Source organism: Veronia nyctiphanis, assembly GCF_004116385.1.
In the GTDB taxonomy this organism is placed as follows: domain Bacteria; phylum Pseudomonadota; class Gammaproteobacteria; order Enterobacterales; family Vibrionaceae; genus Veronia; species Veronia nyctiphanis.
In genome coordinates this window covers 79,222-105,893 of record NZ_PEIB01000003.1, presented here as the reverse complement: position 1 = coordinate 105,893, position 26,672 = coordinate 79,222, and the positions used below count along the sequence as shown (strand labels likewise).

Genomic DNA, 26,672 nt, shown 5'->3' with positions numbered 1-26,672 from the left:
GTGTCAGTATTCAGAATTGTGATCATTGGAACGCTTGATTGGATACCGTACAGAATAATAATTCCAATATAGTGCTCTGAATTACATTAAATTCACTTTAAATTTTAAACGGTTAACTCATTCAGTATCCAGTTAGCTCCATAAAGCCTGTCCCTGTGCTACTACCAGAGATAACCGTTGGCCCCTCCCAATATGGAAAGTAGAAATCCAGCCAATTCTGGTGATTGAGTGCTCGAACTTCCCATTGTTTATCAAGGTTTTTGAGTGTTATCTTCCAAGTGAGTGGAACATGCTTGTCTTTTTTGACCTTTCTGTAGGTTACTGGCGTCAACAGAATATCTTCCGTCCCCAGTATTGAAACGTCGCTATTCGATGATATGTAGGTTCCGAACGCAAAATTGTCAGGTTCTCCCCTCAATTCAGCAATCATTAACGAGCTGCCGTCATCCAAATGCATTGAGAACCAGCTCCACCCTCTTTGTGAAGGTGACATTTCTCGTGTTCCCCATTCACGATCAAACCAACCTAAGCCAGAGACATCAACGGATTGACCTCCGATATTGATGGTTCCCTTAATGTTTATCCTTGGCACACTGAAATAGTAAGATGCAAAGTCGTCCACATGCTTCTTGCTATACCCTTTGTCACCATTGAGAACGGGCGGCAGTGTTTGTGTGAGTGATAATCGGTAGCTGACGTCATCTTCCCCTGCTGTTACTGCTGCTGGAAATGGCTGCTCACTCTCAGATTGCATACGCCAATCATCAAGCCAAATCGCAAACGGTTTAGCCTGTGTTCCTGCTTGTCCGATCCCCCCACGGCCATAGCGCTCAAAGGCATAGACCTCTTTTTCAGTGGTCAACACTGAATGTGCCATGTAGACCTGATTGCTGTTCCACCTTTCACCAGTGTCTGGTGATGACGCATAGCGAAACAAGGTCCACTGTATTCCATATCTGTTGCCACTTTCATCTTTGAGATTTGCCGTGACATACCACCATTCATGCCGAAATGATGGATGTGCGCCAAAATCATCGGGGAAAGTCATTACGTAACCCGGCGTAACAGCAGAAAATCCCTCTGCAGAGGAACTGGAAAGTAAACTGGCAATTTGATTTGTTTTAGGCGGCTCGAACGAGCGGATAAGCAAAATCAGCAGAATAACCGAAAGGCTGAACACCACACCAATCATTAAACGTTTTAGATCGGAAAAACTAAATTTCACTACAATGCCTCACGCATCGACGATACCGCTGACCGTTTGATGAGCCGCCAGACTGGCCAAGCACCAGCCGCTAACAGCGTAATAATCGTTGCGACGAGTGTTATCGCGTAGGATGACAAAAAGTACGTCAGAGACATCGTCCAGCCAAAGGAATATTTGATAACCACATTAAGTAATAATTCGGAAATAAGAAGACCAAGCGGTAGAGCAAACAACGCAGAGAACAATCCGATGACCGCCAGCTGACCGCCTCCAAGGAAGGCAAGGTTACGACCGGAAATACCTAAGAATCTGAGCAATGCGTATTGCCGTTGCCGGGAGAATTCAGTTGCAAGTGTTGCGAAAAACAGGCCACATAAGGCGATGATGAGAGTTAATGTACTCAAGGTATTTGTGACGGAGAAAGTGCGGTCAAATATCACCATGGCACGTTCAAGGATATCGTGTTGATGTTTTATCTGGTTATCACGTAAATCAAAGGTTTTTTGCATGCGTGCAATAACCTCATCAGGCTCAATGCCCTCTTTGAACAGAATGGCAAAGTCTCCACTGCCATTAGAGATCCAAGGTATCAGTTTGGAGCGAACAGATACCATTACCTGACCACGCGGATTACCGTAATCCAAATAAATACCACTGACCTGCCAGCCCGGACCAAAAGGAGGAGGTAATTCGATATTACTGCCCACATTAACGTCTAGTCTCTGCGCCAAAGACTCGCTGATAAGCAGCGACTTTTCGGTATGAAACACAGTCCAGAAGTCTGCCTGTCGATCCTTTAACACCAGAGACTCTCGCTCTTCTATACTTGTACCTAGAGATACCACCTCTATTGCACCGTCACCGTACTCAAGTTCGTTCTTCCACGTCACCCAGCTCTTATAAATTTCAGGTTGAGATTTCATCCATAAATTCAACTCACGCATTTTGGCTTTTTCAGAACGTACGTATACATCAGCAACCAGACGCTTTTCGAGCCAAGATTCCGTGGCATGTCTAAAGCTACCGATCATTGTCTCCATACCGATATTGACTGCAATTGCCATCATGAATGCCATAGCAGCAATACCGCGGAAGCTGAGGCTTGCCGATGCGTCAGAAAAGAACCACGTTAGCTTGGCTGAACGTGTGAAGCGAGCAAAAAACTGGAAGGATTTACCCATGAAAAATGGTAGAGATAGGCCTCCGCAAAGTAGTGTTAACCCAACCAGCAAAAATCCCTGTTCAAGACTTTCTGGCAGAACATTAATGACCAACGTGACACAAAGGAGAACAAATGCCAGTAATGCTTGCCACTTAAACTCCGTAAACAAAGAGCCGACGACATACACTGATTTGGCTAGCCTCGAAGGCTCAGTGCGTAACAACCTTAATGAAGGCCAAAACGACGCGAGGCCAATGCCTGAGAGAGCTAAAAGCAAGCTATATGCGCCCCACTCCCACTGCCAATGCATCGCTAAAGAGATATTGGCGCCATAAAGATCATTGAGCGTGGTCGCTACCGTCGGTAGCAGTTTGCTGGCAAGAAAGACGCCAATCACATTACCGAGGCCAAGCCCAACAATCAGTAGAAGCGCCATTTCTACAATAATGACCCAAGCCAAGACAGAACGGTAAACCCCAAGCTGGCGTAAGGTACCTACTAGTGGTTGCCTTTGCGTTAACGACAGAGATATCGCCTGATAAAAAATAAATAAGCCCACAACAAAGGCAAGCAGTCCCATAGCCAATAAATTTAGGTGGAATGCTCGAGTAAGGGGTGCCAATTCTGCAGACTCAGTGCGTGACAGGGTCACTCCATTCTGAGCCTGATGCTTAATCTGTTGTCTTTCTTCCTCAGAAAGCTTGCCGCAATATATCTGGCTAAACCCACTGTGTGGGCTCAACTTTCTAAGTACTGAAATGTCTGTAAACAATCGTATTCCAGAGGTCAGGCTATCTTCGCTCATTAACTCAAGCGGGCCTATTCTCTGTCCATTAATCAGCTGGATGTACTCGCCTTGCTGCCAGCTAAAGTGATTAGCAAGCTCATGGCTCACCCAAATCGTGTCATTTCCACGATTGAGGTCGAACAGACGAGGGCCGTTTTTCTGGAAGCTGTCGAGGTTGAGAAAAGCAATATAATCCAATCCAGTAAGACGCATATCCCTTCCCTCTTTGGTCATCACCTCAATGGAGTCGACGGGTACGCACTGTTTAAAGCCTTGCAATCGCAACGAAATATAGAAGTCTTCACTGATCCTGTCGCCGCGGTTAATAGGATGAAGAACGTAAGGGAACGGATTGGAGAACATTCGCTCGCCGCGTTTATAGCTTTGTTGCGCGTGTTCATTGATTGACATTACCCCCACCAGCAAAGCAACGCCAAGAGTCAGTCCAAGAAGCACAAGGATAATTTGCATCGGGTGGCGGCGATAATGCCCCCACAGTGCTTTAGCTACTGTGCCGAACATTCAATGTACCGCCTTGCAAGAGATATTTGGTGTCAAAGTTCTCTGCGACTACCGGACTGTGTGTTACCACAACCAAAGTGGCATTTAATGATTCAGTCAGTGACAGAAGCAAGCTCATGACAACATCAGCATTTCGTTCATCAAGCTGCCTGTCGGCTCATCTGCCAGCAGCAGTTTAGGCTCCATATACAGCGCACGTGCGATTGCTGCTCTTTGCTGTTGCCCACCGGAAATTTCTTCCGGGTAACGACTGAGGAGAGGGCGAAGATCAAGCGCAGAAATGATCTTTCGCCATAGCGCATCATTTTCAGCTAGTCCCTTGAGTTGTCGTGAAAAGCGAATGTTGTCGTTAATGGTCAGTGTGGGTAAGAGGTTAAATTGTTGGAAAATAAACCCGATATTTTTGCGACGAAAGCGGGTTCGGGCTCGCTCTGATAAATCATGCATTGACTGGTTATCAATCCATATCTCACCGCTATCGGCAAAATCGAGACCGCCGATCAGATTGAGTAGGGTACTTTTGCCAGAACCGCTCTCACCCATCAACGCAATTTTGTCGCCCCTTTGGCATTCAAATGTGGTTCCTTGCAAGACAGAATGGTACTCCTCTCCATCCTGATACCCTTTGCAAAGGCGGGCCAGCTTTAACATGACGTCCTCTGTATTTGCTTTTGATGGCGTTGATTTCAACCTAGGGTCGACGTTTGGCATTCCTTGCTCATTGTTGCAACCTCTAGATGACATGCTAGTGTTCTAATTTTTACACTTTGTAGAGGTGATTTTCCATCACGGTTTGAGATATCTAGCAAGAAAGCCAGCTAGGTATACTAGGCGGCTTATATTAGGTGGGGATTTTATGCGATTTTAATCACACTTTCATCTCTTCGGGGAGAACTGCGAGACAGGTCGCACGATTCTCAGGCCAAAGCATATACTCAGCGTGATATTTAACAATCGATTTGTAATCAGAGACTTTAGATACCAACAGGTTCTGCTTTGTGGCTAGCTTAACGAACATTGGTTCAGGGCATCGAACAAAAAGACTCAGCGGTTTGACCAACACGCCTCGCCCGTCGAATGCCTTCACCATAGTTTCACTGCAGACTGCGAACGAATACAAACCATCAGAAATCACCCGTACTTTACGGTTAATTTCATACTCGGTATGAACCATCCATTCTTCATTGTCTAAACTCGCGATAAGTTCTTCAAATTGACGATGAGTAACTGGTGCTGGCGGCTCACCATCCGGAAAAAAGTGCTGATAAACATTTTGAATATGCAGTAAATGCCCTTTAACGTTCGCATGTTTACCCATGCTCCGTCCCTGTTGTAACCAGGTTGTCATTTCTCGCGCAACGATGTTGCCAAATCGTTGCTTCTTAATAGCTTGTGCAATCCAACGGCACAGAAAGGCTTCTTCGCTCACAGGCCCTGATTGGATTTTTTTTTCGCTAATGGCTTTTTCTAATTCATTCAGCGCCGTATCTACGAGGCGCTGAATTTCCTCAACGTAGTTCATTCGATTAAGAGTTTCTTGCTAGGAACCAATAAAAACCCGATGACAAGACACTACATGCTGTGATGGCAAGCACCATTGGCCAAGGAGAGTCAACTGCGATCAGGGACAAAATAAGGCCGATGATTGTACCCACTCCAAAACGCATTGTCCCCATTAATGACGCAGCCGTACCAGCTATTTCCGGGTATTCGGACATCACACTCGCGGAGATGTTACTTGCAACCATTGAAATACCGCCAACAAACATCATTACCGGAATTGCCGTTCCCCAGAAACCCAGCTCCAGAAACTGCGCCGCCAGCAAAATAATACCCGCAAAAAGCTGAACACCAAGGCCAAACTGCAACATCGCCTGACATCCCATACGTGTGACAAACTTGCCATTAACCATGGTCATAATAATCAGACAAACAACGTTCAGACCAAATACATAGCCAAAATCGTCAGGACTTAATCCGTAGTAGGTAATGTAGACAAATGAACCTGCCGTAAGAAAAGCAAACATACCTGCAAACGAGAAGCCCGAGCACAACAAATATCCGAGAACAGCACGATTGGAAAGTAGGCTGCCATAATTGCGCATAACACTTTTAAAATTTAGTGACCTACGTGCTTCAGGCTTCAGTGTTTCAGGAATAAATATTGCCACCATGACAATGACAAACAACGCAAATCCGGCCAGTACCCAGAAAATAGAACGCCAGCCAAACCAAACCGATAAATGACCACCCAGCATAGGTGCGACCAAAGGCGCTACCGTCATTACCAATGTAATAAATGACATGGTTCGTGAAAATTGTTCACGATCAAAAAGGTCTCGAACCAATGCCTGAACGACAACAGCCGCCGCTGCACCTGCAAAGCCTTGAATTGTCCTAACAATGGTGAGTTGCTCAATGCTTTCTGTCATGGCACAGAATATTGCACCCACCATAAACAGGAAGACACCACCAAGCATGATCTTGCGTCTGCCGTAGCTGTCTGAAAGCGGTCCGTGTACAAGCTGGCCGACCGCAAATCCGGCGGTGTAAGACGCCAAAGTACCCTGAACCGAACCGGACATTACGCCCAAATCATTGGCGATGTCCGGCATGGCAGGCAAATACATATCAATAGCCAAGGGTGTGATAGCAGCCAAAGACCCAAGAATGATGATAAGAAGCGTGCTGAACTGCTCCATCGGTTGATTTAACGTTTTCGTTGTCATGACTACCCTTATAATGACAAAAGACGTGAGTTATCTCTCACTACTGACTCATAAGGATGTTAACACGCCATTAATTCCAATTAGGAAAGAATACGTTTCTCGATGGGTAAGATGACGGCCTGTAAAGTGAAATTGTAAACACATATTTTACACTTGCCGTCAAAAAGCACCGAAATAGCTAATTTTTAGGCAGAAATGAAGCGATTTCTTCTTCAGTCAATGGTCGGTATTCGCCCGGCTCCAAATCAGGATCAAGAATCAAATCTCCCACTTGCTCTCTGTGTAGGCCCACAACCTTGTTTCCAACAGCGGCAAACATGCGTTTTACTTGGTGGTATTTTCCTTCATGGATTGTTAACAACACTTCATCATCTGCGACTTTTTCCATCTGGGCGGGCAAGGTTAAATCTTTCTCGCCTCTGAGCTGCACCCCTTCTATGAACTGACTCTGAGTGTCTTGGCTCACTGCGTCTGCCAACCAGACTCGATAGGTTTTATCGCATTTATGTTTTGGCGATGTCACTCTGTGAGACCATTGACCATCATCGGTCAGCAGTAAAAGGCCCGTTGTATCACCGTCAAGTCGACCAGCAATATGCAGTTTTTCTGCGCCAATCTCATCAAGCAGAACAAAGATAGTTGGATTGAAAGCATCATCATGAGAACAAACATAGCCTGTCGGCTTGTTCATCATAAAATACTTTGGTCCGCTTAACGTGAGTGGCATACCATCAAACTCGACGTCAGCATCATTCTGAATTTTCAGCGCACCATTTTTTACCGGAGCTCCGTCAACGCAGACTCGCTCTTCTTTTAATACCTTACCCGCCTGTTTTCTTGTCACGCCCAGCGTTTCGCAGAGAAATTTATCCAGTCTTATCATTGTGTTTCCGCATGTAAAATTGACGCGGCATTATATACATAAAATTTCAAATAGGCAGACTGAATCAATAATATCGCCGCTGTAAAGAACGCTCTTTCGATGCATGAAGACGTAACATTTACTAGATCAACCTCATATTTACATGGGGTATTGAAACTAATTCACTATGTGTTGCTCTTATATCTCTGGATGAGAGAGAATCTTACGTTAAAAGCACAGCACTCGATTGCTCAATAACTAACCATATGAAATTTAGGTCACAATTAGCGATTTTGGATAGTGAGTGAAACGAAAGAAATGGTTCGCAATCTTGCAGTACAGCAATCAAGTTTCTATAACTTATGAATGTCAGATTTACTTGAAGTTTTGACAGGAAGTCATATTTTCTGTGCACTTTGCACATATCTGACATCTAAACTTATTAGCAGGAATAGTTTATGAATATTTCTTTGAAACGGCCTTCTGTGGACACCATGCACTCACTAATAAAACTAGCGCAAGAGCAGCATGACCATGAAGTACTTGCTTTCAACCCTGAGCATTCCCAGAAAGCATTTGAATACTTGATCAATACCCCTACGCATGGCGACGTTTTTCTGGTCCATGTCAATCAAGATGGACACGAAGATATCGCTGGTTTCGTCGTCATTTGCTACAGTTTCAGCATTGAATTTGGTGGATTGATAGCAGTTATCGATCAAATATTTCTCAACAAAGACTGGCGGCGACAAGGCGTCGGCTCTCACGTGTTACCTATGCTTGAAGAACAAGTAAAACAGAAAAATTGCAACGCGATTGTACTTGAGGTGAATATCGGCAACGGTGGTGCCAGAGAATTTTACGAGCAGTTCAATTATATACCTCGTCGGCAGCATTGCATTATGTCAAAACGCATCAATTCTTAGTGCCCCCAGCCAATAATTCGTTAGCATTATTGTTGGTAAGAAAGCCCCTGGAAAGATAAACTTGGCAGCCTTTGCGCTGCCTTTTGATAAATCAATTATGTATACCCTTCGCCCTTATCAGTCCGATGCTGTCAAAGCTGTTGTTCATTATTTCCGTCAACACCACCGTCCCGCAGTCGCCGTATTGCCCACGGGAGCAGGAAGAGCCTTGTCATCGCTGAGTTAGCAAAACTGGCTCGTGGTCGTGTATTGGTCTTGGCCCATGTAAAAGAACTCGTTGAACAGAATCACGAAAAGTATGAGGGATATGGCTTAGAGGCAGGCATATTCTCCGCCGGTTTAGGCCGCAAAGAAAGCCATCACAAAGTGGTGTTTGCCTCCGTGCAGTCAGTGGTAAGAAACCTCGATGCCTTCAAAGAGAAGTTTTCACTTTTGGTCATTGATGAGTGTCATCGCGTACCGGATGACAAAGACAGCAGTTATCGAAAGGTCATCTCTCATTTGCAAGAGGTCAATGGTGGAATAAAAGTACTAGGGCTGACTGCAACCCCTTACCGGCTTGGTATGGGATGGATTTATCAATTCCATACTGCAGGCAGAGTGAGAAGCGAGCAGCCCAGATTTTTCCACGATTGTATTTTTGAACTTCCGATTCGCTATTTACTCGATGAAGGCTTTCTGACTGAAGCAAAACTGCTCGACGCACCAGTACTCAGCTATGACTTTTCAGCGCTAAAGGCCTCGTCTTCCGGGCATTATAAAGAAGCGGAACTCGATAAAGTCATTGCGAATGCTCCACGCGCAACGCCTCAAATCACTGAGCAGGTTTTAAATTACGCTAAAGACCGACAAGGCGTCATGGTGTTTGCAGCAACAGTCAGGCATGCGCAGGAAATCTTGGCGCTGTTGCCCGAAAAGGAATCAGCTTTGGTGATTGGTGACACACCACAAGATGAGCGCGATAGAATAATCCAGAGCTTTAAGCAGCGGAAAATAAAATATCTAGTCAATGTCTCTGTGTTGACCACAGGGTTTGATGCACCACATGTAGATTTAATTGCCATTTTAAGGCCCACAGAGTCTATCAGCCTTTATCAACAAATCGCTGGTCGCGGGCTCAGGTTGTCGCCTGGCAAAGAAGACTGCCTTATCCTCGACTACGCTGGCAACGTCTACGATCTGTATCAACCCGAAATAGGTGAACCCAAGCCCGACAGTGACAGCGAAATTGTCACCGTACCCTGCCCTGGCTGTGGATTTAACAATAACTTTTGGGGGAAATTGGACGACAATGGCTTTCTGATTGAACATTACGGAAGACGCTGTCAGGGTTTCTTCGAACAGGACGGAGAGCGGGAGATCTGCGGATACCGCTTCAGAGCAAAGTTTTGTGACGAATGCGGAGCCGATAACGATATTGCAGCGCGGAGATGCCACCAATGCGACCATACGTTGGTCGATCCAGATAAAAAACTTCGAGATGCGCTAAAACTGAAAGACGCGCTCATCCTTGCCTGCACAGATATGTCATTAACGGCCGGGAAAAATAAGCACGGAAAACCACAACTTAAAGTGACTTATACTGGTAATGAAGGCGCTGAAGTACACGAAGTATGGCAATTGGCAACACAACGCCAGAAGAAAGACTTTTTAGCCAAATTTATCAATCTACACCTCGTTGATCGTCACCGTCCATTCACCGACACTGCACCATCAAAAGTGGTGAAGTCCGAGCATCGATTGCGGCAACCTGATTTTGTGGTCGCAAGAAAGAATGGCAGGTTCTGGGCAATCCGCGACAAGATTTTCGACGTGACGTAGGAAACACAATAACAACGTCATCTATCGCCCGCAAAGTCTTGTGGTCCAAATCTATCAACGGCCCAGACATAAAGCTTTCGAAGTGGCCATTTAAGCTCGTACAACTGGTCATCAAAAATTTGGGTTACTTGTCGCTTTGAGAGAGGCAATGTGTCCCTAAATTGCGTTAACGCGTCATGAACCAGTGTTGCCTGATACGTCCAAGGTAGGTTGAATCTCAAAGCACCATCTGGCGTGCCGACAGTAAACAGACCAAACGGCTGCCACTTTGGCGTTGCTCCGTCCCATGCATAGCCAGCGTTAATCGTTAGCGTCGTGTCCTTAATCATTAACCAGTCGTTTTTGAAAATGACACCTTCAAATTCCGGGTGTGAATACCGATACATGTGATCAAGGCGAAATAGCCAGACTTTTGTTTTTGCCACGGTTTAGACTCTCTCGGACGCACTATCCGCAGTATTCTCGCCTAAACGCAGCAAAGACTGATGTAACAGGTTTAGGAAGAAAAGCGTAATAAAGTTGGACACTTTTACGCCAAACAAATGCTTTGTAAGTAAAAAACAGACGCAGAGCCTCAATATACTTGTCATTCAAAAATACTGATGTTAGTATCCGCGCTCAATTTGTGTGGTACCGAGTTAGGTCGCTAAATTTGGTACTTGTTTTTAACTCTACTTTAAGAGTATTGATTATGAAATTCGAAGCAGTAGTACGTACTGAGCAGGGTAAGGGTGCGAGCCGCCGCCTGCGTCACGCTGAACAATTCCCAGCTGTAGTATACGGCGGTAAAGAAGCAGCAGTTGCAATCGCTCTGGACCACAGCGCAGTGATCAACCAGATGGACAAGCCTGGTTTCTACGATGCGATCACTCTGGTTATCGATGGCAAAGAAGTGAACGTGAAGCCTCAGGACATTCAACGTCACCCGTTCAAGCCAAAAGTTATGCACATGGACTTTATCCGCATCTAATTGCGTTTGACACCAATTCATTCAACACTTTTGTGTCTGAATAAAAAAAGCGCCCAAGGGCGCTTTTTTTATATGTAGTCATTAAAACTATTCAGAGATCATCAAACAACGATTGTTGCGGTGACACTTCTTCAACAACTTTAATGGCGTTTTGTTTGGCCTGTTTCGATCTCAAAATTCGGTTATAGCGCTGGCGGCAAAGCCTAACAACATGTCGTCGCTGGTCATTGTTGAAGTCATTCCAATGAAATCTTTCGTCGCGACTGCGAAAGCATCCTTTACAGTAGCCTTTATTGTTGACCTGACAAACTCCCACACATGGGCTGGGAACATCGAAAAAATCTAACTGCTCCACACGTACTCCTTCGTCCTCTTAATTTCATTCAAGCCACAATTTAAGAAGAAAGCAATGCAAATTGGCGGAAAAAGCTAAATCACTCGCTATCCCAACTCACGCTAATGCTTCTTTCAACCATTTTCGTGTGTTCAAAAGAGCCCCAGCTGTGGCAAGGATAAAGAAGCGAAGTCTTTCCCGATAAAAGGAAGAATGCCGTCAGCTATTGGCTTAAGTTGCTTATCAACGTAGTGCTGATAGTCGATACCACTTTCAAGGCCCTCTTTCGGCTCTGGGCCTTGGAGTGTAATAACATACTCAATCCAGCCACCCTTTTGATACTGTAACTGTCGACCGAGTCTTTTATTGATCTCGTCTGCTTTCCGTGCTGCTCTAACGTGTGGAGGTACGTTCTTTTGATATTCATCCAGCTTTCTACGGAGACGCTTGCGATAGACCAGCTTGTCATCCATGTGCCCATTGAGCGTGTCCTCCACCATTTGGCGAACATACTCGTCGATATCTTCTTTATCAAAGACTTTTTTATATAGGGTTTGCTGAAACTCCTGTGCCAACAGTGTCCAGTCCGTTCTTACTGTCTCAAGCCCTTTAAAGATAATTTCACGCTTGCCATCCTTATCTATTAAGCCAGCGTATCTTTTTTTACTGCCTGTATCCTGACCGCGAATTTTTGGCATTAAAAACTGACGGTAATGTGTTTCGTACTCTATTTCGAGCGCCGAATCTAATTGAAAATCTCTTTTCAGATGCTCTTCCCACCAGCCATTTATGAACTCTGAAAGTTCTGCGCCGACCTCGTCAGCTTCTTCTTGCGAGTATGCTCTGCCGAAAGAAACGAACGTTGAATCCGTATCGCCATATATGACCTCATAGCCTCTGCTCTCAATCAGCTCTCGGGTTTTTTTCATGATTTCGTGGCCACGCATTGTGATGGAAGATGCCAAGCGATGATCAAAGAAGCGACATCCTGAGGAACCCAACACACCATAAAAGGAGTTCATAATGATCTTTATCGCCTGCGAAAACGCCTTTTCTCCCTGACGCTTAGCCTCATCTCTTGCTCGCCACAAGTCTTCAATCATGGCTGGGAGGAAATGTTTCGTGCGATGGAAAACCCCTCCTCTAAATCCCGGAACGGCCTCTCCGTCCTCCTCAGATTTGAGGCCCTCAATAAGCCTAATGGGTCTATCAGAAATGTACGAATAATAGAGGGGTAAAGAGACTTAAAATCGAGTACAACCACGGAGTCATATATCCCGGGTTTACTGTCCATTACATAACCGCCAGGGCTGGCTATCCAATTCTCACTCGCAAGTGTCGGTGCAACGTAGCCTGCGCGATGCAGTCTCGGGAGGTAGAGGTTGGTAAACGCAGCGACTGAGCCACCCACTTTATCAAGCTCGATACCCGTTAATCGCGTTCTTTGAACTAAAAAATCCAGTAAATTGGTTTCATCGAAAATTCGATTGACCAAAACACAGTCTTGCAGGTTATATTTCGCAAGCGCAGGTTTATCCTCAGCAAACATACGATTGATTGAGGCCATTCTATCGTGAGGGTTGTCAATCGCTTTTCCTTCTCCGAACATTTGCTGAGAGACAGATTCGAGGGACCATGAACTGAAGTTATAGGTGGCCGTTTTAAGCGCATCAATACCATCAATAACGACTCTACCTGGAATCGTTATGAAACCTTGCCTACCCGTATTACTATCACGCCAATGTGCTTTCTCTTTACCTCGCCCTAACGTCAGTGGGACGCGATTAACGGCTGACCGTTTCATTAGCAGACGAAAATCAAAATCAATTACACTCCAACCTACGACAACATCAGGGTCGTAAGTAGCAAACCAACGGCACAACGCTTTCAACAATGCAGTTTCAGACTCTACCCATTCAATCCATGAAAGTTCTGAGGTATCTTCAGGCGGTTTGCCGATCATAATTACACGGCTATCCATTAGGCTATCCAAGCCTATAGAATATAAAACGCCTTTTTCTGAACACTCAATATCAAGCGACACACGGGTCAGGGACGTTTGATAATCAGCGGCCTTAATCTTGGTGTTACGTATTTCTGTAAAGCCATTTTTAACCACTCTTTCGCCAGCAAACATCACTCCCCCGCAGACAAATCGTTCCATAAGGAAGCGGTCAGTCAAACGCACATCAGCTTCAAACGGATCAAAGCCTTCACTGATCAAATGTCTGGACGCCCGCTGCGCGTCTCCAATCGTCGAAAAGTACAAAGCAGTGACAGCCTGATAAGCAAAATCACATAACTCGAGTTGTTTTCGTTCAGGGTAGATATTGATATGACTTAGCGTATCCAGCGCTGCATCTGTATCTATCGATGGGACAAAAAAGACGGGCTTTTCTCCAGTGACGACAAGCTTTACAGGTCCCACGTCGGTCTGAAGCCACAGTACGATTTCGGTGACTCGACCCAAATCTCTGCTGTGACGACTAATGACAAAGCCTTTTTCAAACGACAAAACAACCTCAAAACTCAATAGTTAACGTACTAAGTTTATGAAAATATGTACTGAGTTACTATGAATTTAGGTGCTTTGAACGGCTTAATGCCTGCAAATGAAGCGAATCATTCCAACGACTCCTTCACTTGGCGTTTACCGAGAAAGGTAGCCAAGATACCTAACAAGATGACTGAAGCCGCAATCATTAAACGCTGACTGATCATTTCGTCCATCAACATGTAGCCCGCAACCGCAGCAAAAATTGGTACCAACAATTGCATCACGCCAGACTGTGCAGCCTTAAACTGCTTTACGACCCAATACCAGATAACGTACCCAACCGCTGACGCCAACGCTCCGGACACAATCGCGAGAAAGATCCCTTCCATCGTCATTTTCATTGCTGGAAGACAAAGCAAAAACATAGGAAGAACAAAAGCCAGACTCAGACGAAAATTAATGCTACTTGAAGAAACCTGACTGTCTGAGGTCTTTTTGCCTAGTATGCTATAGCCGCCCCAAGCTATTCCTGACACGGCCATTAGCACAATTCCTCGAGGATCAGGAGACTGAATGCCGGGAGACACAAGGTAGCCCAGGCCACTTATTGATATCAGGACTCCAATAATTTCGAGGCCTGTAATCCCGCCTTCTCGATAATGGCCATATGTAAGCATGGTTAGCTGAACAAAAGTAAATAGGATCAGCGCTCCCAGCGCAGTATCAAGATACATATATGCGAAGGAAAACGATGATGCGTATAAAAACAGCATAGCGGCAGCGAGCCACGATTCTACAGGTGACTGAAAGATGTTTCGTCGTCCAGATTGGTGGTTCGCAACTGCAGCACCACCTCCTTCTGCGACAGGGAAGAAAAGTAAGATGACATACAAAACTAATGCGCCAGCAACCAACCGAATTGATGTAAAGGTCGCTGGATCTATAGCCTCGTCAGTAAGAGCCATCCGACAAAGAACTGAGTTTGCGGCGAAAAAAACCAAAGCCAGCAATGCCATAAAAAATTTTTTGAGTTGCCAGCCTACTTCCCCAAACATAATTTGTATCCTTACTAATAATATTTTTATTGTCCCACTTAATTGACCGACCCGAACAATTTTCTATTCACTAATTTATAAATAAATACGCATCATCATATACTCAAAGGATTGAGACATCGTGAGTTTAGTTTGGAGATATTGCGCAATTCCCATCTTGCAAATGCTCCAACCACAACACGCTATATCAGTAATTTTTCGCTTCCATCGCTGTATTGTTTAACCTACAGGCTTTGTAATTTTTAGTATTGGGGGTAAAATGTTCCCCCTGAATTTTTCTTGGGAATATAGATGTCAGAAGCTAAACGTAAAGCCTTGAAAAAAATTGCTAAGTGTTTGGAACTTGGTAATTCTGCCAATATCAATGAAGCTGCTCAGGCTATCAAAATGGCACAAAGGTTGATGAAGAAATATGGTCTTGATCAAGACGATATTGATTTTATCAGCATGGGAAAAACCCGCTCTGAAACCTTACTTCCCTCGAGTATAAGTGACGCAATTCTAAAGATAATTCGTGGTATTAATAGCCGTTTTGGCGTTGAATGTGTCTTGATCAATCATAAAGCTTAAAAATTGCCGAATTTATTGGTGATGCTGATAAAGCCATTTTTGCCGCATTTGCGTTTGATATCGTTTATCGTGAAATGAACGAAAATGTTGGTCAGTTTCGAAACAGCTTTGCTGGGTCTGGGACATCACAAAGCGAGCTAGCGAGGCGTGTTAGATCTTACACTATCGGTTGGCTTGAAGGTGCATTGGAAAAATTACCAAACATTGCAAACGATGAAGGCTCTGATAAGAAGATCAAGAACTACATTGATAACGAATTCAAAAACATAGACCGTGAAACATTTAAGAAACAGTTGAAAGAAGCTATGGGTGCGATCACGGACGACTATGAAAAAGGAATGAAAAAAGGCCGGCAAGTCTCTGTCAGTAGGCCAGTTTCTGGCACCAAAGACGTCAAAAGGATCGGTTAATTTAACTTCTGCTAACATAATTAACGATTTACCAAACATTCTTCGGAAGCTCAAAAGCCCCCTCCGACAACGCTTGAATCAAAAAGTTGCTATTACATCTGAAACACTCGTCTCAGGGCGAGTGTTTTTCTGTTAAAAAACAACCCTTGTCAGTAACTCGACTTGTAGATGGGATAGAAAAGACATAGCTTTACGGCTGCTCTGAGCTTTTTTTCAGGAAGTTGCTATCATTGTAATAGTTTCTTGCGCATGCAATAAAATTTCAGAGCAGGCATCTCACGCTATTAAAACGGAGAAACATTGATGAATAAATCGGTAATTAGCCTGAGCTTGGCTCTCGCTATGACTCCACTGTCAACGATTGCCGACAGTGAAGGGTTTTATCTCGGGCCAAGGGTTGGCATGTCTATGCTCGACGACGCCTGTATTTCTGGTCTTCCTTGCAAAGATAAAAAAGTGGGTGCAGGTTTACTTTTAGGTTATGGATTCGATGACAGATTATCTGTTGAAGGGTCTTATGATATTTTGGGTAGTTTCAAAACTGGATTTAACACCACAGCAGGCGCAGTAAAATCAGACGGCAAATTATCCGCTATTACACTTGCCCCTAAACTAGATTTCCCAATTAATGATGTCAGCGATGTTTATGCCAAAGTGGGTGTGAGCCGCTGGGATTGGAATGGCGGCTCAGGCGCTGATCAGGAAGGCACATCGTTACTTGCTGCTCTAGGTTATGACCGTCAGCTAACCGATCTTATCAACCTTCGATTGGAATACCAATTGATGAGAGACCTGACGGATGATTACTTCCGCGGTGTTGATAATCACTTTGTAAATCTCGGTATGACGGTACACTTTGGAAGAACAACGGAAGAGCCACCAGCACCTCAGCCGGTTGTTGTTGCACCAATCAAAAAACCAGAACCACCGAAGAAACCAGAAATTAAGAAAAAGCGCGTTGTACTGAGTTCAGCATCCGGTGTTGAAATGTTCAAAACCAGCAGCTCTTCACTCTCTAAAAACGCGCTTGACGAGCTACTACCACTACTTCGTCGCCTTCAAACGTTTGCCGAGTCAACTATTACGATTACTGGCTACACAGATAGCACAGGTAAAGCTAGTTTTAACCAGAAACTTTCTGAGAAGCGTGCAACTACAGTCGCCGAATACTTCACTTCTAACGGGATTGATCCAAATCGAATTACCGTTGTAGGTAAAGGTGAAGCCGATCCAGTAGCATCTAACGATACTGCTCAAGGTCGAGCGAAAAACAGACGTGTAGAAATTACATCGCCTGAGTTTTCGTATGAAGAAGACGTAAAGTAAACCCGTTTACGCATTAAAAAACCGCCGAAATTGGCGGTTTTTTAATTTCAGGTTTTTGTTACTCTAGGGCAGTTGAGACCCAAGGATTTGATCTACTCGTGACATAACCTGATCGTCAACACCGGCAACACGTGAATATAATGGGCTAAGCCTGTCATCAGCACAGGGACATCGCCATCCCTCAGTCAAATCCACAAATGCTGATGCAAACTCCTCACCAAATTCTAGGCAACCTGCGATGACTGTATCAATGTAGCTCTTCGCAATCGGATATCGAGAGGACGGCGGAGAAATTTCAGATGTCACGTAGACGTATACGGGTTGATCTATCACTGTATCTGCGTCAAGCGTCTTAATTTGATCGGGAGAAAGCTTAATGCGCTGGTACCCTTTCTCGCGGATATCGAATTCATTTAGGGTCAATGCTGACATTCCGATTAGCACACCATTACACCTTCCCTCTCCGACTTCGACAACCAAATGAGACATAACAGGTGATCCTGTATACCCCCAATGACGAATCAAACCTTCGACGTAAACAGGCACCGCTTTACTGGTCTGCCCGGTCAATGCGCGAGATGCTGAATTAATCAAACTCCCATAACCAAATACATAACAACCGATCTGTTCTTCTGACATACAACACAACATCCTTGTCAATACTTACCAGTTAACAATAACATAGGATCTTAGCGTCGCTGGCTGTATTTTCGCTATATATCGATTAAGTAAATTCAACCTCATCAAAATGGGGATTAACTTCTACAGCTTTCATTTTATTTATACTGTCCATCTCTATGTCTACTAACTGCTTGCCCGAGTTTATAACCATATACTCTCGCTTTTCATCGGTGACCTTGGTATCTGTAGCGACACCTATTATCTGCTTTCCGCCACTGAGTGAAAGTTCTACCTTAATTTTATAAACACATGCCACTTCGACAATATCGTGAACGTCACAGTTAATCATAAAATGCTCCTATCGTAACAACTTATCTCGTTACATTAGGTGAGTAAAAAACAGCTCACAATATGCAACGACAACGAGCGAACTCAAGTCTTGAATCTATGACAACTATCTGCGTTAGCACCCTTTGAAACGAGGCATTGACAGCGCATTAAAATTATTAGCCATGCAGGTGCAGCCCACACAGTTTTTACACGTTGGCGGTTACCCTCAATAAGGCTGGCTAAAACAGAAACAACCTGACCAAAACAACGTAATATGCCATTAACATCTCGCATTGATATTCAAGGTTCGAAGCTTTTAACGTCTTATCAATGCGATAATCTTCGATTATTCAGTCACTTAACTGCCTCACTCAATGACTAATTCAACGAGTTATCCACAGTTTCTGTTGATAGGTCAGCTTAGTGGTAAACGGGAAATAACCAAATAAAAACAGTAACTTATTACAATATTACTGTTTTTTTAATTTTTTCTTGACGTTGCAGAGAATTTTGTAGTCTTAATTGTGCAAATAAACCGACTTCCCTCTCTGTATAAAATATGCGCAACATCACAAAATTACAGGTACTGCTCAGAATAAAGGTCCGTTTTATTTAACTATGCAATTCCCATAGATCAAAACCACCTCATTGCAGCATCAAATAACAATTTGTCTTCGTTTGGTTGTGCGAGCAACGAGATACCAAACGGAAACTCATCGATTTGTAAAAAAGGGATAGTTAATTGTGGAAGACCTGCAACTTCTCCAATTGCAATCAATCGCTTTTGATTCTGAAAATAACTTTCAGCCAAATCACCTGTCCTTGGCGGTGCTGTACCCGGCATTGTCGGGACCATCAAAAGTTCACCAGATTTAAAGATGCTGCATAATGTCTCACTGAATACTGCCTTTTTCTTTTTCGCCTCCACGAGCTCCTTAAAATCAAAGCCACGAATACTGTCGAGATACTGTTGTGTCTCTTCATCTAGCGATGGCTTGTGGCTATCCAACCACTCTCCATACTCCATTTCGACTTCTCTACCCATGATCACTGCATGAATCTGTGCTGACTGCGTGAGTAAAATCTTTGAAAGCGATGTGTTCTCTTCAAGTGGACAGTTCACAGATGTCAGCTTTTCCGAAACCTTGTTTTGCTGTTCCTCTGTCAATAAACTTTTGAATAGATTCGTTGCATATTGAATGCCGGACAAGGCTAACATCTGGCGTGGGCCAGAGCATTTCTCGAAAACTTGTTGTAAAAGGGGTATGGATTTCGACATGAACCCAACGGAATCAAACGTCGCACTAAGTGGCTTAACACCCAACATATCTAACATCCCTGGTGTCGGTCGATAACCGTACAAGTTGCAATATGCGGCGGGGACAGTAACACCACCATTACTTGCGTTTCCCACGCCTAATGTCGCTTTGCCGCTTGCGACAGCGACAGCGATGCCACTAGAAGCACCACCTACGCGGCATTTTCTGTTAATCGGGTTTCTCAGATCACTGTAAAAGGCATTCTTACCGCTGATACTGACACCAAAATCATCGACCTGCCCCTTACCGATCATCACCATGCCAGAAGCCATCAGTTGGGTAACAATTGAAGCATCAACATCAGATTTTTGCGCATTTTCTGACCATGCAGGAATACCTATCCCCGACACGTGCTCTCTGACATTTATGTGGTCTGAAACAACCATTTTCTGCTTGGAGAAAATCCCATTTGGTACATCTTGCCGTTCAAAGGCCGCAACCAGAAAATTATCACCAATCATCTTCCCCTCACTGATCCACGCAATTTAATTGTGTTTGTTATCAGTGTAATACTTAAAAGGTGATTGGGTTCAAAGAAATGATTAAGAGCAGAATGCTTTCAGTTCCAAAAGAGTGGTGGTGAAACCAAGGCCTGCAAAACGTTGATTCAGGATAATCTGTGCACGATCCTGTCGCCACTGCTCAAGGTTCGTCCCATTGCCATATCGAATATCGTAAACAAAATAGTCATCAGCTTCGTGGCTGAATTCAAGATTGGCTGACAGCTTGACGGGTTTTGCTTCTTCGTAGAGATAGAGGCGGAACTTTTCATCGCAATCAAGCACAACCACTGAGCCCTCAAGATTAGACAGCGCGATATAAGGCTTTTCCAGTGCCTTATCATGAATCAATGTCCAGTACTTCACATCAACATTTGAAAAGTCAGGAACGGGAACCAAAACTGCATCGGCTCCACTCTTGGTTTTTGCAAGCTTTTGATTATCGTCTGACGCACTCACCCTCTCCTCGGATAATTTCTGATGTTGAGCCTCCGACTTCTGGGCCCCAGAGTCTGGCGAAAACTCGTTATTGCTGGTGAGATGAGATGTTGTAAGGCTAATGATGACTGATGTAAACGCCATGAGGAACAAGATAAAAAAGGCAGGAAACCAAAACTTTCTCGCCCAGTGAAGAAGTCCAATTTGATTCTTCACACCGGCTTCAGTCAACTCTGTTTCCAATAACTCGTTATTTGTCAGTGCGCGATGTAACTCTTGGGTTAACCGCGTAATTTCCTTATCAGCACCATCTTTCTCAGTGCGTAATTTTTGTCGGTGCTCCTTAAGCACACTCAACTCGACACGCGCCTGAGCAAGTTCACGATTAAGCCGTTCGACAGCTTCAGAACCATTGCTCGAGTTATTTTCAGCTTTTCTACCATCACGCTTGAGACTTTGATTCTCAGAACGCAGGCCCTCGAGTTCTCGTTTGAGGCGTGCAAGTTCTATGGTCATTGACTTCAAATGCTGCTCACTGGCGAAGTCGACTCTCAACATTTCCATGCTGTCATTACCAAAACCACTTTGCACTTTTTCATAGGCAAAGCTTAACAATTGCATCATCGCCTTGGATCCCCCCTTATCAGGGTGAAGGCGGGCTGATAACAACCGATAACGTTGCTTTATGTTTCTGGCTGAATCTTCTTCAGAAGTTCCGAGCAATTCGTGATAGGTGGTCATGATTCTGTCGTTTTTTCTCAAAGAGGTGATGAAGCATTGATGACATTCAGTGGAGTGCTGACTTTAATCATAGACAAATTGGTTGAAACTTTTTTGTAGCCATTAACGAAAAACCTAAATAAATCATTATATTTGATCATAATCATCACGGATTGGAGCGTACTCGAGCACTCTGATTCTGTACATAGTTTTTATGCCTTTTTTTCTACGATTTTATTGCATTAATATTTCAAGTAAATATGATGTCCATCCATTTTGATGTTCCCGTGAAGACAGCAGGAGAGTGATGGCCTTCGCCATCCGCCGACGAAGTAAATCTTTCAGGCACTTTTGTATGGACTGTTGTTGGAGGAGCCTCTGGAGAGATCCGTTAAATCGGGCGCCGAAGGAGCAAGCGGGATTACCCGGTGAAACTCTCAGGCAAAAGGACAGAGGAGATAATCGTGTTTATACTGCGCTTGACAGTCACTCCCGACTAATCTCCGCCTTTGATGTTTAAAGGGGGATAAATGAATCACACTCTACTTTCAATTCTTGAGGCTGCAGACCGTTTGGTTTGGGGACCACCACTTCTCATTTTACTGGTCGGATCCGGTATTTATTTCTCATGCAGACTGGGCCTCATACAGATATTTAAATTACCGTTGGCGCTCCGCTATCTGTTTTCTAAAGACCGCGGGGGGAATGAAAACGGTGACGTTTCCAGTTTTGCAGCTCTTTGTACCGCATTATCAGCCACAATAGGCACGGGTAACATTGTAGGTGTCGCAACAGCCATTAAACTAGGTGGTCCCGGCGCATTGTTTTGGATGTGGATTGCTGCACTATTCGGTATGGCAACCAAATATGCTGAGTGTCTTCTGGCCGTTAAGTTTCGTGAAAAAACGTCAGATGACAGCTATATCGGGGGGCCGATGGTGTATTTAGAGAAAGGCGCGCAGAAGCCACTTCTAGCAAAAACGTTCGCTTTTTTCACTATCTGCGTAGCATGTTTCGGTATTGGTACCTTTCCACAAGTCAATGCTATATCTGAAGCCAGTCAGCTGACATTGAATCTACCGCCCCTGACTGTCGCAATATTGTTAACCATACTTGTTGCTGCCGTAACAATGGGAGGCATCAAATCTATTTCATCTGTCGCGAGCAAAGTTGTTCCGGCTATGACAATCCTCTATGTATCAGCATGCGCAATTATCCTATTGAACTTCAGCGAAGAAATTCCTAAAGCAATCACATTAATCGTTACTTCCGCCTTTACAGGAACGGCAGCAACAGGTGGCTTTGTTGGCGCAAGCATGATGCTCGCCATTCAGTCTGGCATTGCCCGAGGCGTATTTTCAAATGAGTCAGGGCTTGGCAGTGCACCTATGGCCGCTGCATCTGCAAAAACCGACTCATGCGTTGAGCAAGGTCTGGTATCGATGGTGGGAACCTTTCTCGATACCATCATAATATGCTCGATGACAGGGCTTGCGCTCATTCTTACTGGTGTCTGGTCTGGTAACTCAGAAGGCGCAGCGATGACAACTGCAGCATTCTCACAGGGTTTAGCATCAGATTTCGCACCAATAGTCGTCACCGTAGGACTGGTATTTTTCGCGTTTACGACGATTCTGGGTTGGAATTTTTATGGGGAGCAATGCGTTCAGTATTTATGGGGGATACGCGCAATTAAGCCCTATCGAATGTTCTTTATCGGTCTGGTTTTTTCCGGCGCATTTCTTCACCTTGATGTTATTTGGTTACTGGCTGATATCGTCAATGGACTGATGGCTGTACCTAATCTGATTGGGCTTATTTTGCTTCGACATGTTGTCGCAGACGAGACCACACTCTTTTTTGAACAACGACGCCTGACACTATCGCAGCGTAGTTGCTCATCGGTGTGAGTCTTGTATTAGCCAACAAACACAAAAAAGCCGCCCACAATGGCGGCTTTTTTGTGTTTGACGATATTTTGTCAGACATTAAGCATCTCAGATATACCAAGCTTACCGAAAATCGCCTCATAGTGGACAAAGTTGGGTATCTGGGTGAAGTGCTTTACGTTTTCACCCACCGCAACAAACTCATATCCAAGTGTGTTAGTCGCCATTTTATCCCACTCACCATCGCCGAAATACACTCGTCGGTCAAAGGTAACACCAGTGTCTTGCTTTGCACGAAACGCCGCCAACGCCATTATCTCACTTCGCGTCATAGCATCTGAACATGATGAGAAAACAACGCCCGATATATCAAAACCCGCCGCTTTCAATTTCAGCTTTGCAGATTCTTCCCATCCGCCAGTGGCAATCGCCAACACCACATTCGGGTTGTTTTTCATGTCATTGACAAATCCAATCGCCCCATTCGTTGCAACGATTTCATTTTCGGGGTGTGCGATATGCTCTCGGAGGTTTTTCAAAAACGTAGACTTAACGTCTCGAATGATCCGCATACGATCTGCACGCATGCCGTTTACTTCAATCAGCTCCTCTAAAATGCCAATATCAGTAATGTTTTTAAACTCTGACCAATTATCGGCCAGTTTAATGCCCATGACTTCCTCAACGGCACTGCGGAAACACTCCGCGTCAAAGTCAACACTATCAATTAATGTCCCGTCGACATCTAACATGAATAAATTCATCAGCGCTCTGTCCTCAAATCTCTATTTCTCCAGCCCTGAAAGCTGATTTGATATGCGCTTGTAATACGCTTGTCGATCCATCGATCAGCTCGTCAATCCCTACGAGCCGGTTCATCTTAATATCTAAACTTCATAATTGTAGTCGTCTCAAAGTTACGGCACCGTGACAAGGCACAGTTTCTTCACATGAAAGCCCACTAAGTAAGAGACCTGTGAGCCATCGCCCCTATCTAACAACAATAAGTTGATAATTTGTTTAATTGCACTTCAGCTTCTTGTCGCTAAGACAAATGAGCAGGTCGCTCGTGAATAAAAAATCATGAGCAAGAGTCAAACACTTTGTTTGAAAGCAAACATGAGTTTATCAGCTGGCGTTCAAGTAAGCCCATAGCATCGTGGTTTGTGTCTCATATTTATAGACGGGTCTTATCCTTGCATTCGTCACCAATACAGCTGCAATCTTACTAGGTGATAGACCAACAGCATGTCATCCTGACCGAGTTTTAATTTCATTTCTTAACTGCCTAGTGGAACAAATAGAAAACTCGCTGATTCATTTCGTTTACATAGTTTAAACCCCCGATATACAGCAATAACAGTTCAGAAATCAGTACAAAGTTTTGTGTGTCAAAGGCGGGTGTCAAGACTTGAAGATCACAAGATATAGTGGTTTGATCTGCGCCCTTCGCGAGTATCTGGAATTTTTCACTTTCCAGACGGCATTACATGAGGTGCAATTCATAATGGCCAGAACCCAGTCAACAGCAGATATCAAATATTCTGACGCGTTAAACATTCCCTATCAGGATACGTCAATGGAGATTTGGGATAGCAAATATCGATTGAAGACAAAACACGGTGACGCCGTCGATTCGACACTTGATGACACCTTCAAGCGTGTGGCTCGTGCCCTTGCTGATCTTGAAAAAAAATCGGACCAATCAAAATGGTATCAGGAATTCCTGTGGGCACTCAGGAATGGTGCGATTCCAGCTGGCCGTATCACCTCCAATGCAGGCGCGTTCGAGCACAAACCCGCTACATCCACAATCAACTGCACAGTGAGCGGAAGCATCGAAGATTCGATGGATGACATTCTTGGAAAAGTGCATGAAGCAGGCTTAACGCTGAAGGCTGGCTGTGGAATTGGCTATGATTTCTCAACCCTACGTCCGCGTGGAGCATTCGTTTCAGGTGCTGGTGCGTATACGTCTGGCCCACTCTCTTTCATGGATATCTATGACAAGATGTGCTTTACCGTCTCATCGGCTGGCGGTCGACGTGGCGCACAGATGGTACCATGGATATTCGCCATCCTGATGTTATGGAGTTTATCCGAGCAAAGCGTGAAGATGGCCGTCTGCGACAATTCAACCTGTCTCTTCTGATCACAGAAGAATTCATTGAAGCCGTCAAACAAGACGAGGAATGGAAACTCATCTTCCCTGTGACAGCAAAAGAGTCGAAGCAAGATAACCTTGATTTTGCAACTGCCCAAGACATTGTTTGGGCCGACTGGCCAGTTAAAGAGGGCTTGGTTGAAGATGATCAAGGCCGTGTTGCGTGTAAGGTATACCGCACCATGCAAGCGCGTAATTTGTGGAATATCATCATGACCTCCACATACGATTATGCTGAGCCTGGGTTTATCTTGATTGATAAAGTTAATCAGATGAACAACAACTGGTTCTGTGAAGACATTCGTGCCACAAACCCCTGTGGCGAGCAGCCTCTACCCCCTTATGGCGCTTGTTTATTAGGCTCTGTGAATTTGACAAAATTTGTTCGCGACCCTTTCACCGAAAAAGCGCGCTTTGACTGGGAGATGTACCGCAAGGTTGTCTCTGTATTCACTCGTATGTTGGATAACGTAGTTGAAATTAATCAGCTTCCACTCGAGAAGCAACGTGGGGAAATCCAAAACAAGCGCCGTCACGGCATGGGTTTCCTTGGCCTAGGTTCAACGTTAACCATGCTTCGTCATAAATATGGTAGTCCTGCTTCTGTTGCTTTCACAGAACAAGTTGCACAGGAAATGGCACTTACCGGTTGGGAACAGGCACTGCAATTAGCTGAAGAAAAAGGCGTCGCACCCGCACTTGAGCAGGAATACACAATCACTGCCAAAATGCTCCGTCAGCGACCAGAAATGGCCAAAGACGGAATCAAACTTGGTGATAAAGTGAAGGGTAAAGCGTTGCATGCAAAATATAGTCGTTACATGCAGCAAATCGCGGAGGTTAACCCCGAACTGGTCGAGAAGCTGGCACAAGTTGGTGCTCGTTTCACACACCACAGCTCTATTGCGCCAACGGGTACAATTTCACTCTCGCTTGCCAACAACGCGAGTAACGGTATCGAACCAAGCTTCGCACACCATTACACGCGCAATGTCATCAAAGAAGGCAAGAAGTCTAAAGAAAGTGTTGATGTATTCAGTTTTGAATTACTGGCTTACCGTGAACTGGTCAATCAAAAAGCGATGCCTTACAGCACAGACAAAGATGAGCAGCTACCCGAGTATTTCATCACCGCCGATGATATTACGCCAAGTCAGCATGTTGAAGTTCAGGCCGCTGCTCAGCGTTGGATAGATTCTTCTATTTCAAAGACGGCAAACGTCCCTACTGATTTCCCGTTTGAGAACTTCAAAGACATTTATATGATGCATACGACAAAGGCCTGAAAGGCTGCACAACGTTCCGATTTAACCCGGAAGTGTTTCAAGGTGTCTTGGTGAAAGAAGAAGATCTCGAAAATACCACTTACGTCTTTACCCTTGAGGACGGCTCTACGTTCGAAGCCAAAGGCAACGAAAAAGTGGAATATGATGGTGAAGAGCACACAGCAGCTAACCTGTATGACGCACTAAAAGAAGGTTACTACGGCAAGTTCTAATAGAGCGGCTGTCAG

General features: G+C 44.6%; 17 protein-coding genes, 5 pseudogenes and 2 riboswitches. Of the genes and pseudogenes, 7 read left to right on the top strand and 15 right to left on the bottom strand.

All coding sequences use genetic code 11. The features are described from left to right. Positions 1 to 121: 121 nt before the first annotated feature. The 6 genes and pseudogenes from CS022_RS04095 to rsuA form a co-directional block, all read right to left on the bottom strand. Entirely contained in the window at positions 122 to 1,225 is a 1,104-nt protein-coding gene (locus tag CS022_RS04095; protein WP_129121216.1) for a lipocalin-like domain-containing protein, read from the bottom strand. Further along, positions 1,225 to 3,678 carry an ABC transporter permease gene (locus CS022_RS04090; RefSeq protein ID WP_129121215.1) on the bottom strand — a complete coding sequence of 818 codons (2,454 nt, stop codon included), beginning with the start codon at positions 3,676 to 3,678 and terminating at the stop codon, positions 1,225 to 1,227. The genes CS022_RS04095 and CS022_RS04090 overlap by 1 nt, the downstream gene beginning before the upstream one ends. After that, positions 3,659 to 4,329: pseudogene (locus tag CS022_RS04085) on the bottom strand (ABC transporter ATP-binding protein). The gene CS022_RS04090 and the pseudogene CS022_RS04085 overlap by 20 nt, the downstream one beginning before the upstream one ends. 217 nt (positions 4,330 to 4,546) lie before the next feature. Continuing rightward, the gene (locus tag CS022_RS04080; protein WP_129121214.1) at positions 4,547 to 5,200 is read right to left on the bottom strand and encodes a DUF2913 family protein; all 654 of its coding nucleotides are present in this window, start codon (positions 5,198 to 5,200) and stop codon (positions 4,547 to 4,549) included. A gap of 4 nt (positions 5,201 to 5,204) precedes the next feature. Beyond that, positions 5,205 to 6,407, bottom strand: coding sequence for a Bcr/CflA family multidrug efflux MFS transporter (locus CS022_RS04075; protein WP_129121213.1), 1,203 nt, complete (start codon positions 6,405 to 6,407; stop codon positions 5,205 to 5,207). A 178-nt stretch (positions 6,408 to 6,585) separates the two neighbouring features. Further along, complete coding sequence (gene rsuA / locus CS022_RS04070) at positions 6,586 to 7,290, bottom strand: 16S rRNA pseudouridine(516) synthase RsuA (RefSeq protein ID WP_129121212.1); 705 nt, start codon at positions 7,288 to 7,290, stop codon at positions 6,586 to 6,588. Between the two features lie 437 nt (positions 7,291 to 7,727). On the opposite strand from rsuA, the gene CS022_RS04065 reads away from it, so the two are divergent. Together CS022_RS04065 and CS022_RS04060 are read left to right on the top strand one after the other, a co-directional pair. Further along, on the top strand, positions 7,728 to 8,195 hold the full coding sequence (locus CS022_RS04065) for a GNAT family N-acetyltransferase (RefSeq protein ID WP_129121211.1): 468 nt from the start codon (positions 7,728 to 7,730) through the stop codon (positions 8,193 to 8,195). A 97-nt stretch (positions 8,196 to 8,292) separates the two neighbouring features. Further along, positions 8,293 to 10,016, top strand: a pseudogene (locus CS022_RS04060) (DEAD/DEAH box helicase family protein). 17 nt (positions 10,017 to 10,033) lie between these two features. Here CS022_RS04060 and CS022_RS04055 read toward each other — a convergent pair. Continuing rightward, the gene (locus CS022_RS04055; protein WP_201746205.1) at positions 10,034 to 10,441 is read right to left on the bottom strand and encodes a hypothetical protein; all 408 of its coding nucleotides are present in this window, start codon (positions 10,439 to 10,441) and stop codon (positions 10,034 to 10,036) included. A gap of 266 nt (positions 10,442 to 10,707) precedes the next feature. Between CS022_RS04055 and rplY the strand changes: the two genes are divergently transcribed. Beyond that, positions 10,708 to 10,986 carry a 50S ribosomal protein L25 gene (rplY, locus tag CS022_RS04050; RefSeq protein WP_129121210.1) on the top strand — a complete coding sequence of 93 codons (279 nt, stop codon included), beginning with the start codon at positions 10,708 to 10,710 and terminating at the stop codon, positions 10,984 to 10,986. Between the two features lie 91 nt (positions 10,987 to 11,077). Here rplY and CS022_RS04045 read toward each other — a convergent pair whose 3' ends face one another. The 3 genes and pseudogenes from CS022_RS04045 to CS022_RS04035 form a co-directional block, all read right to left on the bottom strand. Beyond that, positions 11,078 to 11,341 (bottom strand): DUF1289 domain-containing protein, encoded by a 264-nt coding sequence (locus CS022_RS04045; RefSeq protein WP_129121209.1) that lies wholly within the window; start codon positions 11,339 to 11,341, stop codon positions 11,078 to 11,080. 131 nt (positions 11,342 to 11,472) lie between these two features. Then, positions 11,473 to 13,835, bottom strand: a pseudogene (locus CS022_RS04040) (DNA polymerase II). A gap of 107 nt (positions 13,836 to 13,942) precedes the next feature. Further along, on the bottom strand, positions 13,943 to 14,872 hold the full coding sequence (locus tag CS022_RS04035; RefSeq protein WP_129121208.1) for a DMT family transporter: 930 nt from the start codon (positions 14,870 to 14,872) through the stop codon (positions 13,943 to 13,945). Positions 14,873 to 15,163: 291 nt separating this feature from the next. On the opposite strand from CS022_RS04035, the pseudogene CS022_RS04030 reads away from it, so the two are divergent. Together CS022_RS04030 and CS022_RS04025 are read left to right on the top strand one after the other, a co-directional pair. Then, a pseudogene (locus CS022_RS04030) lies at positions 15,164 to 15,852 on the top strand (DUF2786 domain-containing protein). A 303-nt stretch (positions 15,853 to 16,155) separates the two neighbouring features. Then, positions 16,156 to 17,178 carry an OmpA family protein gene (locus tag CS022_RS04025; protein WP_129121207.1) on the top strand — a complete coding sequence of 341 codons (1,023 nt, stop codon included), beginning with the start codon at positions 16,156 to 16,158 and terminating at the stop codon, positions 17,176 to 17,178. A gap of 63 nt (positions 17,179 to 17,241) precedes the next feature. Here the strand turns inward: CS022_RS04025 and CS022_RS04020 are convergent, their stop codons facing one another. The 4 genes from CS022_RS04020 to CS022_RS04005 form a co-directional block, all read right to left on the bottom strand. Further along, positions 17,242 to 17,817, bottom strand: coding sequence for a gamma-glutamylcyclotransferase family protein (locus CS022_RS04020; protein ID WP_129121206.1), 576 nt, complete (start codon positions 17,815 to 17,817; stop codon positions 17,242 to 17,244). A gap of 85 nt (positions 17,818 to 17,902) precedes the next feature. After that, entirely contained in the window at positions 17,903 to 18,148 is a 246-nt protein-coding gene (locus CS022_RS04015) for a Rho-binding antiterminator (RefSeq protein WP_129121205.1), read from the bottom strand. Positions 18,149 to 18,763: 615 nt separating this feature from the next. Next, a complete protein-coding gene (locus CS022_RS04010; RefSeq protein WP_129121204.1) occupies positions 18,764 to 19,909 on the bottom strand; it encodes an amidase family protein in 1,146 nt (381 codons plus the stop codon). An 81-nt stretch (positions 19,910 to 19,990) separates the two neighbouring features. Next, entirely contained in the window at positions 19,991 to 21,127 is a 1,137-nt protein-coding gene (locus tag CS022_RS04005; protein WP_129121203.1) for a J domain-containing protein, read from the bottom strand. Positions 21,128 to 21,393: 266 nt separating this feature from the next. Next, a riboswitch (glycine riboswitch) is annotated at positions 21,394 to 21,479 on the top strand. Between the two features lie 2 nt (positions 21,480 to 21,481). After that, positions 21,482 to 21,562, top strand: a riboswitch (glycine riboswitch). A gap of 74 nt (positions 21,563 to 21,636) precedes the next feature. Between CS022_RS04005 and CS022_RS04000 the strand changes: the two genes are divergently transcribed. Further along, the gene (locus tag CS022_RS04000; protein WP_129121202.1) at positions 21,637 to 23,016 is read left to right on the top strand and encodes an alanine/glycine:cation symporter family protein; all 1,380 of its coding nucleotides are present in this window, start codon (positions 21,637 to 21,639) and stop codon (positions 23,014 to 23,016) included. A gap of 71 nt (positions 23,017 to 23,087) precedes the next feature. Here CS022_RS04000 and CS022_RS03995 read toward each other — a convergent pair whose 3' ends face one another. Then, the gene (locus CS022_RS03995) at positions 23,088 to 23,759 is read right to left on the bottom strand and encodes an HAD family hydrolase (RefSeq protein ID WP_129121201.1); all 672 of its coding nucleotides are present in this window, start codon (positions 23,757 to 23,759) and stop codon (positions 23,088 to 23,090) included. A 743-nt stretch (positions 23,760 to 24,502) separates the two neighbouring features. Between CS022_RS03995 and CS022_RS27620 the strand changes: the two are divergent. Next, positions 24,503 to 26,657 (top strand): annotated as a pseudogene (locus tag CS022_RS27620) (adenosylcobalamin-dependent ribonucleoside-diphosphate reductase). Positions 26,658 to 26,672 lie beyond the last annotated feature (15 nt).